19 protein-coding genes are annotated in these 18,136 nt (G+C 35.3%); 16 read left to right on the top strand and 3 right to left on the bottom strand.

What is annotated here, in order from left to right:
• Positions 1-161 precede the first annotated feature (161 nt).
• The gene (locus tag HHL23_RS08450) at positions 162-317 is read right to left on the bottom strand and encodes a hypothetical protein (RefSeq protein WP_169234375.1); all 156 of its coding nucleotides are present in this window, start codon (positions 315-317) and stop codon (positions 162-164) included.
• A 374-nt stretch (positions 318-691) separates the two neighbouring features.
• Here HHL23_RS08450 and HHL23_RS08445 point away from each other — a divergent pair, with 374 nt between their 5' ends.
• From HHL23_RS08445 to HHL23_RS08390, 12 genes are all read left to right on the top strand, one after another.
• Positions 692-1,255, top strand: coding sequence for a hypothetical protein (locus HHL23_RS08445; RefSeq protein WP_169234374.1), 564 nt, complete (start codon positions 692-694; stop codon positions 1,253-1,255).
• 12 nt (positions 1,256-1,267) lie between these two features.
• Positions 1,268-1,912: a hypothetical protein gene (locus HHL23_RS08440; protein WP_169234373.1), complete on the top strand. Its 645-nt coding sequence runs from the start codon at positions 1,268-1,270 to the stop codon at positions 1,910-1,912.
• Between the two features lie 14 nt (positions 1,913-1,926).
• Positions 1,927-2,697: a sensor histidine kinase gene (locus HHL23_RS08435; protein WP_169234372.1), complete on the top strand. Its 771-nt coding sequence runs from the start codon at positions 1,927-1,929 to the stop codon at positions 2,695-2,697.
• Complete coding sequence (locus tag HHL23_RS08430; protein WP_169234371.1) at positions 2,694-3,338, top strand: response regulator transcription factor; 645 nt, start codon at positions 2,694-2,696, stop codon at positions 3,336-3,338. Before HHL23_RS08435 ends, HHL23_RS08430 begins: the two co-directional genes overlap by 4 nt.
• A gap of 545 nt (positions 3,339-3,883) precedes the next feature.
• Positions 3,884-4,729, top strand: a complete 846-nt coding sequence (locus HHL23_RS08425; RefSeq protein WP_169234370.1) for a caspase family protein — start codon at positions 3,884-3,886, stop codon at positions 4,727-4,729.
• A gap of 70 nt (positions 4,730-4,799) precedes the next feature.
• Complete coding sequence (locus HHL23_RS08420; RefSeq protein WP_169234369.1) at positions 4,800-5,810, top strand: trypsin-like serine peptidase; 1,011 nt, start codon at positions 4,800-4,802, stop codon at positions 5,808-5,810.
• Between the two features lie 180 nt (positions 5,811-5,990).
• Positions 5,991-6,257 (top strand): recombinase family protein, encoded by a 267-nt coding sequence (locus HHL23_RS08415; RefSeq protein WP_169234368.1) that lies wholly within the window; start codon positions 5,991-5,993, stop codon positions 6,255-6,257.
• Entirely contained in the window at positions 6,254-7,468 is a 1,215-nt protein-coding gene (locus tag HHL23_RS08410) for an NUMOD4 domain-containing protein (RefSeq protein ID WP_169234367.1), read from the top strand. Before HHL23_RS08415 ends, HHL23_RS08410 begins: the two co-directional genes overlap by 4 nt.
• A gap of 174 nt (positions 7,469-7,642) precedes the next feature.
• Entirely contained in the window at positions 7,643-8,152 is a 510-nt protein-coding gene (locus tag HHL23_RS08405; RefSeq protein WP_169234366.1) for a hypothetical protein, read from the top strand.
• Positions 8,149-8,496 (top strand): tRNA-binding protein, encoded by a 348-nt coding sequence (locus HHL23_RS08400; RefSeq protein ID WP_169234365.1) that lies wholly within the window; start codon positions 8,149-8,151, stop codon positions 8,494-8,496. Before HHL23_RS08405 ends, HHL23_RS08400 begins: the two co-directional genes overlap by 4 nt.
• Positions 8,497-8,509: 13 nt before the next feature.
• Complete coding sequence (locus HHL23_RS08395; protein WP_169234364.1) at positions 8,510-9,211, top strand: 3'-5' exonuclease; 702 nt, start codon at positions 8,510-8,512, stop codon at positions 9,209-9,211.
• A gap of 3 nt (positions 9,212-9,214) precedes the next feature.
• Positions 9,215-9,541 (top strand): SUF system Fe-S cluster assembly protein, encoded by a 327-nt coding sequence (locus HHL23_RS08390; RefSeq protein ID WP_169234363.1) that lies wholly within the window; start codon positions 9,215-9,217, stop codon positions 9,539-9,541.
• 224 nt (positions 9,542-9,765) lie between these two features.
• On the opposite strand, the gene HHL23_RS08385 is transcribed toward HHL23_RS08390, so the two are convergent.
• Both HHL23_RS08385 and HHL23_RS08380 read right to left on the bottom strand, forming a co-directional pair.
• Positions 9,766-10,605 (bottom strand): sulfurtransferase, encoded by an 840-nt coding sequence (locus tag HHL23_RS08385; RefSeq protein WP_169234362.1) that lies wholly within the window; start codon positions 10,603-10,605, stop codon positions 9,766-9,768.
• 197 nt (positions 10,606-10,802) lie between these two features.
• The gene (locus tag HHL23_RS08380) at positions 10,803-11,651 is read right to left on the bottom strand and encodes a hydroxymethylglutaryl-CoA lyase (RefSeq protein ID WP_169234361.1); all 849 of its coding nucleotides are present in this window, start codon (positions 11,649-11,651) and stop codon (positions 10,803-10,805) included.
• A 922-nt stretch (positions 11,652-12,573) separates the two neighbouring features.
• Here HHL23_RS08380 and HHL23_RS08375 point away from each other — a divergent pair.
• The 4 genes from HHL23_RS08375 (at position 12,574) to HHL23_RS08360 (ending at position 18,135) form a co-directional block, all read left to right on the top strand.
• Positions 12,574-14,292 carry a S41 family peptidase gene (locus HHL23_RS08375; protein ID WP_169234360.1) on the top strand — a complete coding sequence of 573 codons (1,719 nt, stop codon included), beginning with the start codon at positions 12,574-12,576 and terminating at the stop codon, positions 14,290-14,292.
• Positions 14,293-14,329: 37 nt separating this feature from the next.
• Positions 14,330-14,527, top strand: coding sequence for a FlmA family RiPP peptide (locus HHL23_RS08370; RefSeq protein WP_169234359.1), 198 nt, complete (start codon positions 14,330-14,332; stop codon positions 14,525-14,527).
• A gap of 254 nt (positions 14,528-14,781) precedes the next feature.
• A complete protein-coding gene (locus tag HHL23_RS08365; protein WP_169234358.1) occupies positions 14,782-16,245 on the top strand; it encodes a radical SAM/SPASM domain-containing protein in 1,464 nt (487 codons plus the stop codon).
• 15 nt (positions 16,246-16,260) lie between these two features.
• Positions 16,261-18,135, top strand: coding sequence for a S8 family peptidase (locus HHL23_RS08360; RefSeq protein ID WP_169234357.1), 1,875 nt, complete (start codon positions 16,261-16,263; stop codon positions 18,133-18,135).
• The last annotated feature ends 1 nt before the right edge of the window (position 18,136 follow it).

Here is an 18,136-nt window from a genome sequence, read left to right as displayed (position 1 = left end):
CTTTTATTCCTTCCGGTTATGAAACAAGGATTCCCTTTCCCCCTTTTTAGAGAGATTGCCAGAGAGAAAATTTTGAAACCGGCAGAAAGTAAGCCTGCCTTAAAAAGATTTTGAAATTACTGTGATTTAATTTCTACAGTAATATCCGTGTTTTCGGAAGTTTATACCTGCATCATTCTGCACATCATCAATTCAAAACACATATCAGGAATGATAAGATTGTGTTGTGAAAGGCAAGCATCTGCACAACATTGATGTTGAGTAGATACAGAAGCCATACCGGTGCATAAGTAAGAATTGAATGAATGCTTATTCATGAGAATAATTTTAACTTTTTTTTAACTGTGTCAAAAGTATTTAATTATTTACGAATCAAATCACATGATAGCATGAGATAAATCATACAAACCTACTAATTTTGTAGACTATTAAAAATATTTAAACAGAATGTGAATTAATGGAGTCATTTGATGAGATAAAACAGGAGTAATAAGAACGTTTGAGCTATTCCTCGTTTTAAAGGTTCACGTCTAAAACCCTTACTGGATAAGCATTATACAAAAATGATTTATCTCTCTGAAAGTCAAATGAAAATGTTGTAAATTTAATAAAAGACAAAAACAGTGTTTTCCCTCTTTTGTAGAGTCAAGCAGTTACCTAATTTTGTTTTATAAAATTAAAAACCATCAACATGAAAACTCCTTTTCTATTCAAAAATCTAAGACCGCTCTTTGTCGTTCTTATTTTAAGCTTTTGCACGCTGAGCTGCACCCGCTGCTCCGAACCGCCCAAAGAACCTGTCAGTAACAGTTATAAAAAGAAGCTCATCAGCTACCGTGAAGGCCGGGTACTTTATGATGAATACTCTAAAACAAACAACATCATTCTCACCAGAGCCAGAAACGGAGAACCCGATTCACGCTGGTATTGGTTTTCTGTAGAAGATTTGGAAGGATATCTTCAATATGTAAAAGAAACAGCTAAAAAACAGAAACTGAAAAATCCGGGAATCAGAATTTATATGGGAAAATACCCTATGAATCATCCTAAAAGTAAAATGGCAAAACCGGAATATGCAGGTTATCAAACTATATTTCTGGTACCCACTGCTCAAAACCGGAAAAAGGACAGCACAACTGCTATGTCCAGAACAATGAAGTCCACAGAAGAAAATACCAATGTAACGGAGATGGAAGTCCTGAATATGACCAATCTGGCACCTCCACCTAAAGTATCTACAGTAGATATGCCGTAAAAAATAAAAGCCATGAACTGGAACATAGAAATCGGGAAACAGATATCCATGACCATCCCCGTTGTAGTGATGGTCCTGATGATCATTAAATCCAGGAAAATCGGAAGAGAAAATTTATTTTTTATCGTTGGATACGGATTGCTTTCAATAATCGATATTTTCTGCTATTTTTATTTCAAGGCTACCAATCAATCTACCGAAATGTTTTATGTGATTGGGTTTTTAGTGATCGCCTTTTTTCTGTATTTGCTGTATTACTACCGATTATTGTATCTGCCTGTTCTTAAAAAAATACAGTTCATCTTGCTAATCCTCTTTGTCATTAATATTGTGGTGATGTTTTGTATAAAAGATGATCTCCTGCATCATTTTTCATTTAACATACTGTATACCGATATTCTTTTGCTGATGTTTTCCATTATTTTATTTTTATATCAAACATTTAACTCGGATAAAATATTGGATCTCAATAACTATTTCCCTTTTTGGGTATCGGTCGCCCTGCTGATCCTTTTTATAGGAAGTATTCCGATCTTTTATTTCAGGACCACGGTTTCAGAACATATTTATTTTTTCATTCTATTTATGTTGAATATCATCAGTAACGGAATACTCCTGTTAGGCTTAATATTGAATAAACAGGAAAAACCCAGCTAATTATCCATTGAAGTATGGAAGAAAATAATTTGGTCATTACTTTTACGATTACCTTACTTATTGTCGTTTTGACGATGATCTTCATCTATGTGGTCTTTATCAAAAAGAAAACCACGCTTCTGATCGCTCAAAAAGAAAAAGACATGCGGTTTGAAAAAGAGCTGGCTACTTCACAGGTAGAAATCAAGGAGCAGACTTTGAATTATATAGGTCAGGAACTGCATGATGATGTGGGACAAAAACTTTCGGTGGTGCGCCTAAGGCAAAATCAGCTCATTTCCAAGCTGAAAAACACAGAAAAAGAAGAACTCAACGAGCTGAGCGAACTGTTGGGCGAATGCATACAGGATATCCGGAACTTATCTAAAACATTGATTACCGAACAGATCATTCATTTCGGGTTAACGGAATCCATAGAAAGAGAAGTAAAAAGAATACAGAAGCTGAAATTATTAAAGATAGACTTCATCACCCAAAAACAGGATATTGATATTTCTCCCAAACACGGTTTGATTCTCTTCCGGATCATTCAGGAAAGCATTAATAATATCTTAAAACATTCCAGAGCCAAAAATGTAACGATCCGGCTGGATGATGATCAGGAAACTTTACATATTAATATTTCTGATAACGGAAAAGGCTTCAATACCACCAAAATACAGGACGGTTCTGGATTGAAAAATATGGAACTGAGAGCCAAGCTGATTCACGCAGAATTTTCCATACAGTCGGAACTTGATAAAGGAACACAGACCTCAATAACCTATTACAAACACATCACATGAAAACGATTCCCATAGCCATTGTAGATGATCATACTTTAATGTCTAAAGCATTGGAAAATATGATCATGGAAAACCCTCAATACAGCGTGATCATGAATCATCCTAATGGAGAAGATTTTATTGCCGCGCTGGAAAAGGCCTCAGAATTACCGGCTGTAGTACTGATGGATATCAATATGCCCTACAAGAACGGTATAGAAACCACAGAATGGCTCACCGAGCATCATCCCAACATTAAGGTCATTGCCCTTACCATGGAAGATGATGAAAAAGTATTGATCAAAATGCTGAAGGCAGGGGCAAAAGGCTATCTGCTGAAAGACATGCAGCCCTCCATTCTGTTTCAGGCAATTGATACGGTATTCGACAAAGGAAGTTTTTATACTGATTTTGTCGCCCAGAAATTATTGAAAGTCAAAACAGAAGATATCAAGACCGCTTCTCTCCTTTCCGAATTAAAGGAACGGGAAAAAGAATTTATAAAATGGGCCTGCAGCGAGCTTACCTATAAAGAAATAGCCGATAAAATGTTCCTGAGCCCCAAAACTATCGATGGCTACAGAGATTCTGTTTTCACCAAACTGGAAATTAAAAACAGGGTCGGCCTCGTTCTTTTTGCCTTAAAACATGATCTGTACTGATCTGGTTTTCCGCTTAAATCATTATAGTCCAAAACCATTATAACTCAATCATTCATCCGGTAGATTTTTACAATCTATCGGATTTTTTCGTTTTTCCCTTCATTGGTATCGCCCATAAAATGGTTCAGTTGCAAAGACAGAATGCTTATTTTTTTGACGTAAAGTTCTATTCTAATACCGTATAGTATAAGGAGAGCAAAGAAGGAATCAATTTCATTGATTCAACTAAGCTCACGTTTATCCACCAGCTTCATCAGCGACGCAGTCGAATTCTTTGCCTTCCTGAAAATCATCCACTTCCTAAATAACCTTTGCGTTAAAATGAATTTTATTCACCAATACCTGGAAGCATCAATCATCCGTGCAAATCCGCAGTTAAAAACTTATTCAAACCTCAGAAAAGGTGTTTTACCTACCACATAATTAGGCTCTTACCTCTGTTTTGGTGCTATTTAATAATGGAATTTTGTCCTGTAAAACTAATCCATGAAGGCCGAACCCGAAAAGCCGAAACAGAGTAGGGAAAATTTAAAAAACTAATCGAAATGAAAAAAGCACTAGTAGTAGGAATCAACGACTACGCACCTATTGGATCAGGTGGACCGGATTTAAACGGCTGCATCAATGATGCACGGGATATGGCCAACACCTTGGTCATTTGCGGTTTTGATCCTGCCAAAATCAAAATTCTAACGAATCAGAATGCAACGAGAGCCAACATATTAAATTATCTTAAATCCCTGGTCAACAGCAGTGTAAAAGGAGATTCATTGGTCTTCTATTATTCCGGGCACGGAACAAGAGTCGCTAATATTGGAGCAGATCTGGAAATAGATGGTCTGGACGAAGCTATTTGTCCTCATGATTATGCAAGTGCTGGCGTTATCCGTGATGATGATTTCAAAGCGGTACTCAGCAAACTGAAAGCAGGCGTTAATCTGGAGGTTATCTTCGACTGCTGTCATTCGGGAACCGGAACCAGAAAAATGGATCTGGGACTGGACTTAGAGCTCTCTTATGAAACACCCCGTTTCATTCCACCGATGCTTGAAGATGAATTTTATATGACCTACGCAAGCGAAATGCAGGCCTCCAAAAATTCTAAAAAGGCAATGACCATGACGAAAGCCCTAGTTCCGATTGCCGGAATGAATCATACGTTATGGGCTGCATGTAAGGACAATCAGGTGTCTATGGAAGGAAATATGAGTGGCCAGATAAGAGGCTATTTCACCTATCATTTCTGTAAAATACTGCGCGCTACCAACGGTAATATTGTCAGAAAAACACTCGACAAACAGACTGCCATGGCATTGGCGGCAATGGGAGCAGCTCAAATCAATCAGACAGAAAGCATCACAGCAGAATTTTCTCAAAAAATATTCTCTTAAAAATTCATTGGCGGAATCCGAAAAGCCATCCAAAGAGTAGGAAAAAACTGATTAAAAAAACTAAATAATCATGTCTAAAACTGAAACGAACAAACCCATGACGGCGGAAGAAGTATCAAGACTTAAAACCGTTAAAGCAAAATCAGCTGAAAAACTGACCAACACCGAAAAACTAACCAACCAGGGACCAGCCATGGAAACCATCGACGGACGGTCTTTCCCAAAAGGAATGAAATCAATAGGAATGTCTGCCAATGAAAAAGCAGCAGAAGGAAAAGTTCTTGAAACCGATCATTTCTATCCTACCCATTCAGATTTTGAATACCTGCCTAAACTGGAAGCTAAAAAAGACCGTAAACCAAAATTCATTGAAAGAGAATCTTTCCTAACCACAGAAGGGGTAAAAACTATATTTGGTCCCGATCAGAGAAAAGTATATAATTCTACTGCGTATCCGTGGCGATGCGTGGGGAGAGTAGAAAGCGCATTGGGCTCAGGAAGCGGAGTGATGATCGGCCCGAGACATCTTCTTACCTGTGCCCATATCGTAGACTGGCAGCCTAACAACAGCACGGGCTGGTTAAAATTTACACCGATGTATTATAATGGAAGTGCTCCTTACGGAAGTGCATGGGGAACACTCACTTATTACAAATACAAAGTAGCCGGACCTACGATTGATTCTACAGAAATTCAATATGATTACGTCGTAATTGTTCTGGACAGACCTATCGGAGACAGCACAGGCTGGCTGGGTGCAAAATCATATTCCGATTCATGGGATGGCGGTGCCTACTGGACTCACGCGGGATATCCGGGAGATTTAACCGGAACTCAAAGACCAACGTATCAGACCGGGATTGCATTAGATGGCGATTTCTGGAGCGCCGATGATAATGAAAGTATGACTCATAAAGCAGATATCTGGCCAGGACAAAGCGGTGGCCCATTCTGGGGCTATTGGGATGGCGCTCCTTACGCTGTGGCTACCCAAAGTGCCCATAACCCAAGTGAAAACTTTGCGAGTGGCGGCTCTGATCTCGTTAATCTCGTAATAAGAGCCCGAAACGAGCATCCATAACCAATTTTTTTCTTTATATGAAGAGCCTGACTTTTAGTTGGGCTCTTTTAATGGTAATATTTTGAGATCTTACAAGGTGTGAATTTTTACACCTTATTTTTTAATTTATTTTTCTCAAAAACTCATGTCATTAAACAAAGTTTCATAAATTTATGAACTTTGAGTTTAATGTAACAAAATATGAAAATTGGGTATGCCCGGGTTTCAACCAAAGACCAAAATTTAGATTTGCAAATTGAAGTTCTAGAAAAAGCAGGATGTGAAAAAATTTATCAGGAGAAAATTTCGGGAGCAACAAAGAATCGCCCTGAACTTGATAAAATGATTGAACAGTTTAGAGAAGGCGATGAACTTTATGTCTGGAGACTGGATAGATTAGGAAGAAGCTTGAAGCACATTATATTGTATAAAATAATAGATGAGTACTTTATAAATTTTATTTTATGAAACTACCACATGAACTAGAGGATGAATATGTAAAAGATGTTCTCTATAATTATTCCTTAGAAAACCTTCCTGATGAACAATGGAAGCCGATTGAAGGTTTTGAGAATTATGAAATATCGAATTACGGAAGAGTGAAGAGCCTGAGTCGTCTTTCTCATATATCATTGGGAATAGAGCATTGGGTTTCCGAAAGAATCCGTAAGTTGCTTTTTACCAGACAGTATAATAAATATCTTAAAGAGTATGTTTATAATGTTCACTGTGGGTTATCCTTGGAAGGATGTAAATATACAAGATCTGTTGCTCGTTTGGTGTATTATCATTTTGTTGAAAAGTTTGATATCGAGGATCGATCTTTTATGATTTGTTATAAAGATAATAACGTATTTAATAAGCATAGCAGTAACTTAGAGAAAATTTCAGTCAAAGAGAAACGTCTTACTACTTTTCGCAATGATCGGTCAAGAAACGTGCATGTTGATTACATGAAGCCTGTCAGTCAATATACTGTAGAAGGAGAATTTATTGCTAGTTTTGAAAGTATATATGCAGTGGAAGAAAAATTGGGTATTGCTTGCGAAAGCATTATGGACGTTATAAATAAAACCATTATAACGTCAGGAACATTTCGATGGTTTTTGCGAGATAATCCTCCGAAAAAAGAGGATTTTTACATGGTCAAAACTTCAGATATCTCAAATGGTTCACTTAATAAGTATCTTTGGGAGAAGTTGGGTAAACCTATAATCAACAAAGATAATCCTCCCTCGTGTTTTAATTTGTCAGTTAAAGATATTCTTGGAGAGTACTGGGTTCCAGTTCCCATTTCCGGTTTTGAATCTCGATTTGTCTTATCTAATAAAGGTAGGGTAAAACGGTTAAGTGGCTGGATTTCAAGAGGACGTATTATGTTTTTGCAGGAAAAAATATTATCCCAAAAATTGATCATTAATAGTGAAAAAACGTACTCTCTATCATGTACATTAAGTAATGAAGGGAAATATGTTCGGGTTGTAATGAGTAAATTGCTCTATTGTTGTTTTGTAGAAAAATTTGATTTATCAGACAGAAATTTGATGGTCGTCAATGAAAATGATCCTTTATGGGATATTGATATTTCAAAACTATCACTGCATCCGGCTAATTATGTGCTGAAGGAAAAATATAGAAATTATGATAGACATGGTTTTCATCCCAGATATAAAAAATAAAAATCTCAAAAAACGATATTAAATTAGATTTTCTTCTCTTTGTTATTTTATCGTTTTGTATAAATTATCTGCTTCTTTTGTAATTGATGGAAAGAACAAACCCTATCTAAAATTCTATTTGTAAGAAAGCCGCACTACAAATATTTTAATACATTTGTTTAAAACATATTCTGAATGAATTTCGAGCAGATCAACTTGCACCTTGAGGCTTACAAAGAACACGACCAAATTCTGGATGCCACTAAATTTTTAATCCATTCCTTTGACCTGGAACATGAAAACTTTGCGGGTTTTGGATTCAGGGAAGAACTCTCTCCTACTTCTATGCTTTTGACAGCAGAAGGCGTATTGGGAGGTCCACAAACCGTAATGATCCCGAAGAATTTATTTGATTTTGATCTGACCCTCGTTCTGAATATGGTCGCCCACGAAATGCTTCATGTCCGTCAGAAAGCACCCGGACAGGTGGTCGAAGACAAAAACGAAAGGGAATTCCAGGCCTATTCTGAAATGCTTTTTCATAAAGTATTTCCGCAAATTCCTGAACTCTCGGATCATTATAAAAAATTCTTTGGAGGCCAGGCACTCGAATATTACAGGAGAATGGGTGAAGGATCAGAACTGCAGCAGAAATATGCAGTAGAAAAAACAGAAGTGGAACATTTAATTAATTCATTATCATGACCATAAAGCCGGAAATATCCTGGACAGACTTTGAAAAAATAGACATCCGATGCGGAACCATCGTTTCCGTGAATGATTTTGAGAAAGCTAGAAACCCTTCTTACCAACTTCAAATTGATTTCGGAGAACTTGGAATTAAAAATTCGGCTGCTCAGATCACTTCCCTTTATCAGAAAGAAGAATTAGTAGGAAAGCAGGTCATGGCAGTAGTCAATTTCCCAAGAAAACAGATCGCTAATTTCTTCAGCGAATGTCTGGTTTTGGGCGTTTATGGTGAAGACAAAAAAGAGGTTACTCTTTTAACGCCATCCCTTCCCGTGAAAAACGGAATGCAGGTAGGATAAAACACAAACACATATGATACAACACATTCCATTAGAAAAAGTTTTATTTATTGATATTGAGACCGTTCCGGGATCCGGATCATGGGAGGACCTTCCTGAAACCGAACAGAAGCTCTGGGACAAGAAAACAAGATTCCAGAGAAAAGAAGATGTTACTGCTGCAGAGTTTTACGACCGTGCAGGCATTATGGCCGAGTTTGGAAAGATCATCTGCATCACGATCGGAATGGCAGAAAAGAATGATACCTTAAAAATTAAAAGCTTTTCCGGCCACGATGAAAAAAAGATGCTCCAGGAATTCGGAGAGCTTTTCAACAGCCCGAGGCTCAATAATATCATTCTCTGCGCCCACAACGGAAAAGAATTTGATTTTCCGTGGATTGCCAGACGATTCCTGATTAATGGGATGCAGCCTCCGGTTCCGTTTCAAATGTTTGGGAAAAAGCCATGGGAAATTCCTCATATTGATACGATGGAGCTTTGGAAATTTGGGGACTATAAAAGTTTTGTTTCCCTAGAATTGCTGGCTCATGTCTTCGGAATTCCTACGCCCAAAGATGATATAGACGGTTCAATGGTTTCATCAATCTACTACATAGAAAAAGACTTGCAGCGAATTGTTGACTATTGTGAAAAAGATGTCTTAACTTTGGCAAACGTTTTCCGGCGTATGCGTCAGGAAGATTTGTTGAAAAGGAATATCAATCTAGATTAAAAAATGAAATTTACAGACGATCAAATTGCTGACATTGGTGAGGAAATCATCAAGGTATTAAAATCCGTATATGACCCGGAAATTCCGGTAGATATTTACGAACTAGGCCTTATATATGATGTACAGATCTCCGAAGATGGCGATGTAAAAATTATAATGACCCTTACTACTCCAAACTGTCCGGTTGCAGAGACCCTGCCACAGGAAGTTAAAGACAAGGCAGGAGAAGTAGAAGGAGTAAAAAGCGTAGACTTAGAACTTACTTTCGAACCTAGCTGGCACAAGGATATGATGAGTGAAGAAGCGAAGTTTGAATTAGGAATGCTTTAAATTGGAGTAAGAAAGATGGAAGTTTTTGGAGTTCATACAATCACTCTTTCCAATATAAAACTCCATTTTCTACATCAAGCATAACATAAAACCCGGAAATTTTCCGGGTTTTTCTATTTTAATAAGGTAAATCCATAGAATAAAGAGGAAAGTTATTAAGGTCAAACTATCAGAAATGATATGACTAATGGTAACTTCCAACCTCCTCTTCCAGCTTCCAGCCTTTAAATCTCTTTCGCAATCTCTTTTCCTTCCCTCCTGCTCCATTCGCTCCATGAACCTACATAAAGATCAGGAATCGGGAAACCGGCATAGTCTAACGCCAGAATAGTATGACACGCCGTAACACCGGATCCGCAATGGATGATAAGATGCTGAGGTTGATCTTTTAAAAATTCTGCATATTTTTCTTTTAACACGTCAGGTTTCAGGAAGTTTCCGTTCTCATCCAGGTTTTCAGAAAAAGGAATATTGATCGCTCCCGGAATATGTCCCGCCACCAGATCAATAGGTTCAGACTCACCTTTATAACGATAAGCATCTCTTACATCTATTACTGTTGAAGAATGGTTCGACAGCTCATTTTCAACATCTTCCAATGTTTTAACAGACAGAAGCCATTCCTCTTTTTTAATGACAGAAGATTTTTCAACGGTTTCTTCCCCGGATGAAAATTCTATACCTTCTTTTTCAGCTGACTGTAGTCCGCCATCCAGAACCTGAACGTTTTCAAATCCGAAAGATTTCAACATCCACCAGGCTCTTGCCGCTGCATTGGCTCCGTTTTTATCATCATAAATGACAATATGTGAACTTTCAGAAATACCGAGTTTTGAAAGGGTCTCAACAAACTTTTCAACAGCCGGAAGCGGATGTCTTCCGCCAAAAGCAGCATCTTCCCCTATACTGGCCAGATCTTTATCCAGATCGATAAAACGGGCCCCTTTGATATGCTTACCAAGATAGGTTTGATACACAGCTTTTCCTGCTCTGGCATCAAGGATGATGAGATTGGGATTCTGAAAAACACTTTTTAGTTCGGATGGTGAGATGATTGGTGACATTTTGTTGATTTTGGTGTTAAATGATACGTTTTGGCTAAAGCCGATCGAGTTTTTAATATACGAGAGCGGGTTAAAACCCGCTCCTATTTGATTATGTTCCCGCCAATTTCACGGATGACACAGATTATTATATTATCTAACTTATTTAATTCCTGTATATTCTGTGAAATCTGCGGGAATTTACTACATGTTCATTATTAAAAATGAAAAATATCCTTCGCTCTATTATAAGAGCTTTCGAAGTTCAATAAATTCAGTTTATGATCTACTTTTTCTACGCTCATAAAATTGATCACCTGTTCTGTAGGCATATTTCCTACCAGATCATCTTTGGCCATAGGACAGCCCCCGATTCCTTTGATCGCACTGTCGAATCTTCTGCAGCCTTCGTCGTAAGCCGCTTTCAGTTTTGAATACGAATCTTCGTAACGGTTATGGAAATGACCGCCGAAATTGATCTCCGGGTATTTTGGGGGAATTTTTTCGAATAAGAGGGCAATAGTTTCAGGAGTGGCAACCCCTGTGGTATCAGAAAGCAGAACATCTTTAATTCCAATCTCTGAGAACCTTTTCGCCCAGAAATCTACATCTTCCCACTTCCACATTTCTCCGTAAGGATTCCCAAAAGCCATAGAAAAATAGATATTAAGCTGTTTTCCTTCACTTTTAGCCAGTTCACGCATTTTAATGATCTCATCAAAAGCCTCCTCCTGGTTTTTGTTGGTATTCCTGTGCTGGAATGTTTCCGAAATAGAGAACGGAAAACCTAAAATATCAACACTTTGATGTTTTAATGCTTTTTCGGCGCCTCTGTAATTTCCGATGATTGCGGAAACTTTGGTATTGGATAAAGATGTATCAATATTTTCTGCCACCTCATCAGAATCAGCCATCTGTGGAATTGCTTTCGGGGAAACAAAGCTCAGACAGTCCAATACATCAAAGCCAACCTCCATCAGAGAGTTGATGTAATCTATTTTTTTGCTGGTAGGGATAAACTCTCCCCAACCCTGCATGGCATCTCTAGGACATTCAGTAAGAAACATTTTTACTTTTTGATTTTCTCAAATATAATAAAACTAAACAAGTTTATATACGGCACACACAAATCTAACATTATTTTGATTTTCAAAGATTTATATCCGATATAAAATTTCAATAACTGATATTTCATTACAAATAATATAACCTACCTCCCCAATCTGCTTATCTTTTATAAATAACTACCATATTATTTCTTTTTTGACTTTACTACTCAAACAGAAGGATCGATGACCAAAAAATCGCATTTTTATTTATAATGATTAAAAATAAAAAGCTCTTATATTAATATATTATATAATTATACTCCTGCCTCCTGCTGATATTTATTGAGTAAAATATTGAAATATTATTTAATGATCCTCTTCATCACATCAGCCATTCCTATTGATCAAAATAAGACCATCAAATAGTCATTCAGTAAAATTTATTCAATTAAATTGATAGACAAATTATTTGAGATAAACCACAAAAAATGATTCATTTTACTCTTTTTAATAAATTTTAAAACACCCCGAATCAACTTTACAATATTCAGAAAAAATTAAATAACTCTACTAAATGGGATCTGTTATTATTTGATAAAAAAGATTTTGAAAAAATTCCTATCCTCCATTTCAGATTAAAAAAAAGAGTCCCACTTCATTTAATTTAAAAAAAACAATAACTCCACTTTTCATTTCTTAAAAACAACTATATCACATGAAATTGATTTATCAATCTCAAATTACAAATTAATAAACATTCACAGACGCCCATAAATAGAGGACTTAACATAATAAAAAAAATCTCTTGTAAATGAATTAACTTTGTACATTTGTCTATATCGATATTAAAGCAGAAATGAAAAGCGCTAAATAATACGATATTCATTAAGATATTGAGGAACTAATTCAATTACGTTGATTACAATTTTATTTTGTTTTTATGAATGCTTTGGTCAAAAATTTTATTTTACTTCTACTCCTATTTAGATCAACATTTGGGTATTCTCAAAATAGTTTTGCTTTTCTTGAAAAAAAGGTTGACACATTATATTATTTTAAATCGGGATACATTAATTATAATATCCCAAGCGTAGATGAATTCAATATAAATGGACCAACAATTAATTTACTTAATCAAAAAACAATAGTTTTAGACAAGAAAATCATTGGACACGCGGATAAAAAACCAAATATAAAATTTCAATTACTAACCAAGAATGTAAAACAGATCACTTTACTAGATCAAAAAAGTAAAACTGTTTTACTGAGTCTTTTCCCAAAAGATGGTATAACTGAAGTTGATGCTCCTTTTGAAGACATTGGAAGTATTGAAATAGAAGTAATTAAGGATAAAGACGAGGATTCTGTCTGTGAAATAAAAAATTTATTTTTAGGGTATACTACTATTAATAAAAAAGAATTTACGCCTAATACCCTGTCTGGAAATAGACTCGGAATACCATATGATTCTTATGGGCTCTATACCTATTATCCGAAATTTGACAAGGAAGAAGACAATAAAGGAACCCTCTATTTTGGACTAAAAGATAAAAACAGATCTATTTATGAAAATCTTGATCATCTTACAACAGTTATAGAGCAAAATTATCCTTTCTATTCTAAAAGAGATATTAATAAGCAAGTAACCAAGCCTACAGATACCACCAAAGGCGTGTGCAACTACGTTTCAGAGCTCAACACCTATTTTCGTATAAAATTTAACGATCCTCATTTTTCCGTAAAAGATAATGAGTGCCCGTCTAAAAATAAAAATACCCCAATCCTGATTTATAAAATTGGTCGTATATATCGAATTTCCGGAATTCTGGACGATAGTTTAGGTCAAAAGATGAGTTTGGGAGAAACCATCATTGCGATAGATGGAAAAAGTATAAAGAAAATCTCTGATGAGAAGGTAAATGAATTGCTAATAAAGGCTCCTGATACCAAAACAGAATTAGAGATTGAAGATTTAAATGGAAAGAGGAGAAAAATTGAATATGCTCATCATAATACGTATAAGATACCTTCAAATTTTATTCAAAAAACACAATTTTCAGCTATTGGAGACAGCATAGCTTATTTGAAGATGAAGCACATTGATAAAGAATCATTATACGAATTAATAGCCCGTAAAGAAGAGCTCAAAAACAAAAAAAAACTGATTTTGGATTTGCGTAATAATGGTGGTGGAGATTTTTTAATAGGCGCACAAATTCTGTCTCTATTTATAAAAGATGAATTTAGCTATTATCAGCTAAAAGACAAGTTTTCAGATCAAGTAGATCAGGTAATTATGAGTGACAAAAAGCTGGCCTTCAATATCCCCTCAGAAATGGAGATCAGAGTTCTCGTCAATAAAAATACATCCTGTGTTTCTGAATTGATTGCTTATAATTTAAAAAAATATTCAAAAAAGGTGAAAATAGTGGGGATTGAAAATACAGCAGGAGCTCTTTCAGTTTTGTATGAAGTTTTTTTAGAAAAAAATAACAATATTAAATTCAGAACCAATGCTTTTAGCAGAAGTACAATAATGCTGGACGGAAAAAGTATCGAAGGGAAAGGAATACAACCAGATATTCATGTGAATATCAAAAATGTAAAAGATTTACAGCCTTATGAGGATAAGGTTTTGATAACGGCTATTTCGAAATAAGCATAAATTATTATTAACAAATTTCAAAAATTAAAAAATGAAAACAGAAATTAACAATCCAGAAAACGTAGAAAACGTACAAATTGAATTAGAAAAAACAGAATTAGTAAAGCCAACTCCAATCGACACAATGCTGTCTAACGAAGTTGAAGCTTTATGCGAGTCTTTCGGATGTGGTTACAATGCTGCTAAAGGGAGCGGAGATACTACAGAAGATACAGATATCTTATTCTAAGACGGTCCAGAGGCATTTAGCAATGCTAAATGCCTCTTTATTTTTCATTCTTGTTAAAACATAGAACTTATTTAATTGATGGGTGTAAGAAAGAATGCGCAAAGCTATTCTTCAAACGGATATAGCACAACCTTCTCCGCGCTTCCATTAGGATTATGATGATGGAACGGACTATAAAAAGCGGTCCAACGAATTATTCTATCATTGATTTTAATACCAATATTTAGCTTGTTAAATCTTTAATTCTAATCATTATGATTTTAAAACTTAAAACAAATCCTTACAATTTTCTTATTCCTGTTAAAGAAGAAAATCAGATTATATTATACAATTCTCTTACAAGCGGACTGGAAATACTCAATTTTGAAAGCGGCCAGTTTCTCTTAGAAAAAAGTCAATATTCTTTCTTTGAATATGATGATGAAAAAGAAAAGTACAATGAACTTATTAAATATTTATATGACAAAGAATATTTGATAGATCATGATAAAGATATAAAAACATTATTCTCCCGTTATACGGATGAGAATCAATACAAATTTGCCAAGACCATTAATCTTACTATTGGCACTACTATCACCTGTAATATGGGATGCTCTTACTGTTTTGAATTTGTAAAGCCCAACCACACCTTAAAAGATGACAAAGTAAAAAAAGGGATTAAAGATTATATTGAAGACTTAATTTTAAAATCAGGAAAAAAAATTGAAACCTTATCCATAACCTGGTACGGAGGTGAACCTCTCATTAACGTAAAAGCGATAGAGGATCTTACCATAAGCCTCACAGAGGTTGCCCAAAAATACAACCTTAAATATGTTTCCAATATCATTACCAATGGTATCTATCTGACAGAAAAAAACATAAAAATTCTTGAAGACTGCAATGTACATAATGTACAGATCACGATAGATGGAGCCAAGGAAACTCACGACAAAAAAAGACCTCTAAAACAGGTCAACAAAAAAAACTATGAGGTTATTTTAGAAAACCTTTCTAAAGTTCCTCTTGATTCAAAAATCAATTTTTTGATAAGGGTAAATGTAGATAAGGAAGTTGCGGCTTCCATAGACCAGTTTTTAGATGATCTGAATGATTTTGGTATCTGGCCACAAAGATTCAAGAAAGTTTCTTTTGACCCGGCATGGTTAAGAACCTATGATGAGATTGATACTTCAGAGGAAGAGCTTGATAAAAGAATGAATCTGGATGAATTTTTCGATTTTAAAATGAGTTTCAGAAAAAACATCATGAATAGATTTAATTCATGGAGTGATCGTACGGAGCTAAAGATAAAATCAAAATTAAAATGGGATCTCCCCACCTATCAAACCACTTGTGCCACTTGGGCATCTCCCATAAGTATGACCATAGATCCTAACGGATACATCCATAAATGCTGGGAAACCATTCATGATGATTCTCAGGCACCAACATCAGTATTTGACGGTTATAATGCCGAAAAATTCGCAAAACATTCTTCATTTAACAGATTCAGTCATAACGAAGTCTGCACCAATTGTAAGATTTTGCCTATTTGTGATACTTTTACCTGCTCTCACGAAGCCATAAAAGCCAATGTCCCGGTATGCAGCTCATGGAAATATAAGCTGGAAGATTATCTTAAAGAACAGTATATCAATATGCTTTATTCTCCGGAAACCATTTCCCGACCTCAGGTATTTACATTAGAAAACACAGGACACTCTGCAAAATAAATATTTCAAAGACTTATGACTATTGGTATTATTGATACGGGAGTAGATTATACCCATCAAAGACTTAAAATGTGTACTATTAATGGGATTACCTTATTTAAGGATTCCCTTGGTAATATTATTACAAAAAATGAAGATTTTAGTGATCATAAAGGACATGGTACAGGTATAGCCTCTATCATTAAGTCTCATTTAGAGTCTTGTAACTTATATGTTATAAAACTGGACTCCCACAATAGCTTTATTTCAGAAGATCTTCTGACGGAAGCCATATTTCAGATGATCAACACTAATGTAAACATCATCAATATCAGCATGGGCATTAACTCAGAAATTATCCCTGAGAAAATGCAAAAAGCCGTCAATACCTGCCACGAAAAAGGAATTCCCATTTTTGCAGCTAACTATTATGATTCCACAAAACAATGTTTTCCGGCCAATTTTTCCAATACCTTTTCAATAGGCACAGGGTACATAAAAGAAAAACAAAAGTTTAAAGTTCTTAATAACGACTTTGATATTATAGCCAAAGGAGGCTTTCAGAGAGTGGCTGTTCCGGATCATTCTTTTGCATTCAGTGTGGGAACAAGCCTTGCAACAGCCCATATCACAGGAATTGTTTGCAACGCTTATACAAAAAATGAATGGAAAACAATTCCGGATCTTAAAAAATGGTTAAAAGAAAATTCCGATGAAAGTATTTTTAGCTTAACCAAGCATGACACGGCTGTAACCCGTAATTTATTAAGCATAAGAGAGTATATCAAAGAAGATATTCAAGCATTAGACAGCCTGTTAAAACCCTCAGAAAAAATAAAAAAAACAGCTTTGTTTCCGTTTGATGAGAAGGAAATACAATCGATTATAGAAAACAAAGAACATTCAGAATATGAAATTTCTTTAATTATAGACACCCCAAGGAACATTATTAATAAAGAAAAGAATACAAGAGATATCCCGTTGAAGAAAAAACTTGAAGACGATGACTTCTCTTTATTCGACACCCTTATTACGGGATACTTTAATGATTTAAAGGACGAGGTGAACACGCTGTTCGGACTAAATCTCATCAGAGAATGCTTGCTAAGAAATAAAAACTTTATTCTGTGGGATCATTCGGTAAAAGATATTATTAGAACTCTTATTAAAAACGAAAATATAGACTATAAAGGAGATATCTTTTTAACCCATATTGACAATAAGATCAAAAAGAAGATATATGCTAATATTTCTTGCTCTTTTGAAGCGACCATCCCTTCAATATGTGTCATAGGGACCAATAGCAGACAGGGAAAATTTACGACTCAGTTAAAAATTAAAAAAATTCTTGAGAGCAATAATTATAACGTTTCCTTTATTTCGACTGAGCCTCAGGGTGCTGTTTTAGGCGCAGATTCTGTATTTCCGTTCGGACATAAAAGTTCCGTGAATATAGACGCCGAAGAATGGTATCATGTGATTAATGCTTTAAAAAATTATTCAAAACAGAAAAAAAATCCCGATATACTGATTACAGGAATTCAAAGTGGAATTATTCCCAAATATCCTGTATACGCCAATAAACTTCCAGAAAAATTGATCTACACGAATGCTTTTTATCCGGATGCACTTATTTGTACAATCAGCCCGGATGATACCCTCGATTTTATTGAGAGAACAACATCTGCGGTAAAATCTTATAATTTTTGTGAAGTTCTTTTCTACTGTCTGACACCATGGGTCATCAAACATGAAAAAGGAATTACTTTAAAAGTAAAACTTTCGTCTGAAGAGTATCAGGGAAAATTACAGTTTTTCTCAGAGAAGCTCAACAAACCGGTTATTGACATAAAGGATGATAACAATTCAGATTTAATAATAAAGCAAATTCAAAATTATTTTAAAAAATGAA

This window comes from Chryseobacterium antibioticum (assembly GCF_012927325.1).
Classification (GTDB): Bacteria; Bacteroidota; Bacteroidia; order Flavobacteriales; family Weeksellaceae; genus Chryseobacterium; species Chryseobacterium antibioticum.
This window is presented reverse-complemented; position numbering and strand designations above follow the sequence as displayed.

What these genes read in the sequence shown, in the direction of transcription:
- HHL23_RS08450 (WP_169234375.1), bottom strand. Translation starts at nt 317, where the DNA reads ATGAATAAGCATTCATTCAATTCTTACTTATGCACCGGTATGGCTTCT.
- HHL23_RS08445 (WP_169234374.1), top strand. Translation starts at nt 692, where the DNA reads ATGAAAACTCCTTTTCTATTCAAAAATCTAAGACCGCTCTTTGTCGTT.
- HHL23_RS08440 (WP_169234373.1), top strand. Translation starts at nt 1,268, where the DNA reads ATGAACTGGAACATAGAAATCGGGAAACAGATATCCATGACCATCCCC.
- HHL23_RS08435 (WP_169234372.1), top strand. Translation starts at nt 1,927, where the DNA reads ATGGAAGAAAATAATTTGGTCATTACTTTTACGATTACCTTACTTATT.
- HHL23_RS08430 (WP_169234371.1), top strand. Translation starts at nt 2,694, where the DNA reads ATGAAAACGATTCCCATAGCCATTGTAGATGATCATACTTTAATGTCT.
- HHL23_RS08425 (WP_169234370.1), top strand. Translation starts at nt 3,884, where the DNA reads ATGAAAAAAGCACTAGTAGTAGGAATCAACGACTACGCACCTATTGGA.
- HHL23_RS08420 (WP_169234369.1), top strand. Translation starts at nt 4,800, where the DNA reads ATGTCTAAAACTGAAACGAACAAACCCATGACGGCGGAAGAAGTATCA.
- HHL23_RS08415 (WP_169234368.1), top strand. Translation starts at nt 5,991, where the DNA reads ATGAAAATTGGGTATGCCCGGGTTTCAACCAAAGACCAAAATTTAGAT.
- HHL23_RS08410 (WP_169234367.1), top strand. Translation starts at nt 6,254, where the DNA reads ATGAAACTACCACATGAACTAGAGGATGAATATGTAAAAGATGTTCTC.
- HHL23_RS08405 (WP_169234366.1), top strand. Translation starts at nt 7,643, where the DNA reads ATGAATTTCGAGCAGATCAACTTGCACCTTGAGGCTTACAAAGAACAC.
- HHL23_RS08400 (WP_169234365.1), top strand. Translation starts at nt 8,149, where the DNA reads ATGACCATAAAGCCGGAAATATCCTGGACAGACTTTGAAAAAATAGAC.
- HHL23_RS08395 (WP_169234364.1), top strand. Translation starts at nt 8,510, where the DNA reads ATGATACAACACATTCCATTAGAAAAAGTTTTATTTATTGATATTGAG.
- HHL23_RS08390 (WP_169234363.1), top strand. Translation starts at nt 9,215, where the DNA reads ATGAAATTTACAGACGATCAAATTGCTGACATTGGTGAGGAAATCATC.
- HHL23_RS08385 (WP_169234362.1), bottom strand. Translation starts at nt 10,605, where the DNA reads ATGTCACCAATCATCTCACCATCCGAACTAAAAAGTGTTTTTCAGAAT.
- HHL23_RS08380 (WP_169234361.1), bottom strand. Translation starts at nt 11,651, where the DNA reads ATGTTTCTTACTGAATGTCCTAGAGATGCCATGCAGGGTTGGGGAGAG.
- HHL23_RS08375 (WP_169234360.1), top strand. Translation starts at nt 12,574, where the DNA reads ATGAATGCTTTGGTCAAAAATTTTATTTTACTTCTACTCCTATTTAGA.
- HHL23_RS08370 (WP_169234359.1), top strand. Translation starts at nt 14,330, where the DNA reads ATGAAAACAGAAATTAACAATCCAGAAAACGTAGAAAACGTACAAATT.
- HHL23_RS08365 (WP_169234358.1), top strand. Translation starts at nt 14,782, where the DNA reads ATGATTTTAAAACTTAAAACAAATCCTTACAATTTTCTTATTCCTGTT.
- HHL23_RS08360 (WP_169234357.1), top strand. Translation starts at nt 16,261, where the DNA reads ATGACTATTGGTATTATTGATACGGGAGTAGATTATACCCATCAAAGA.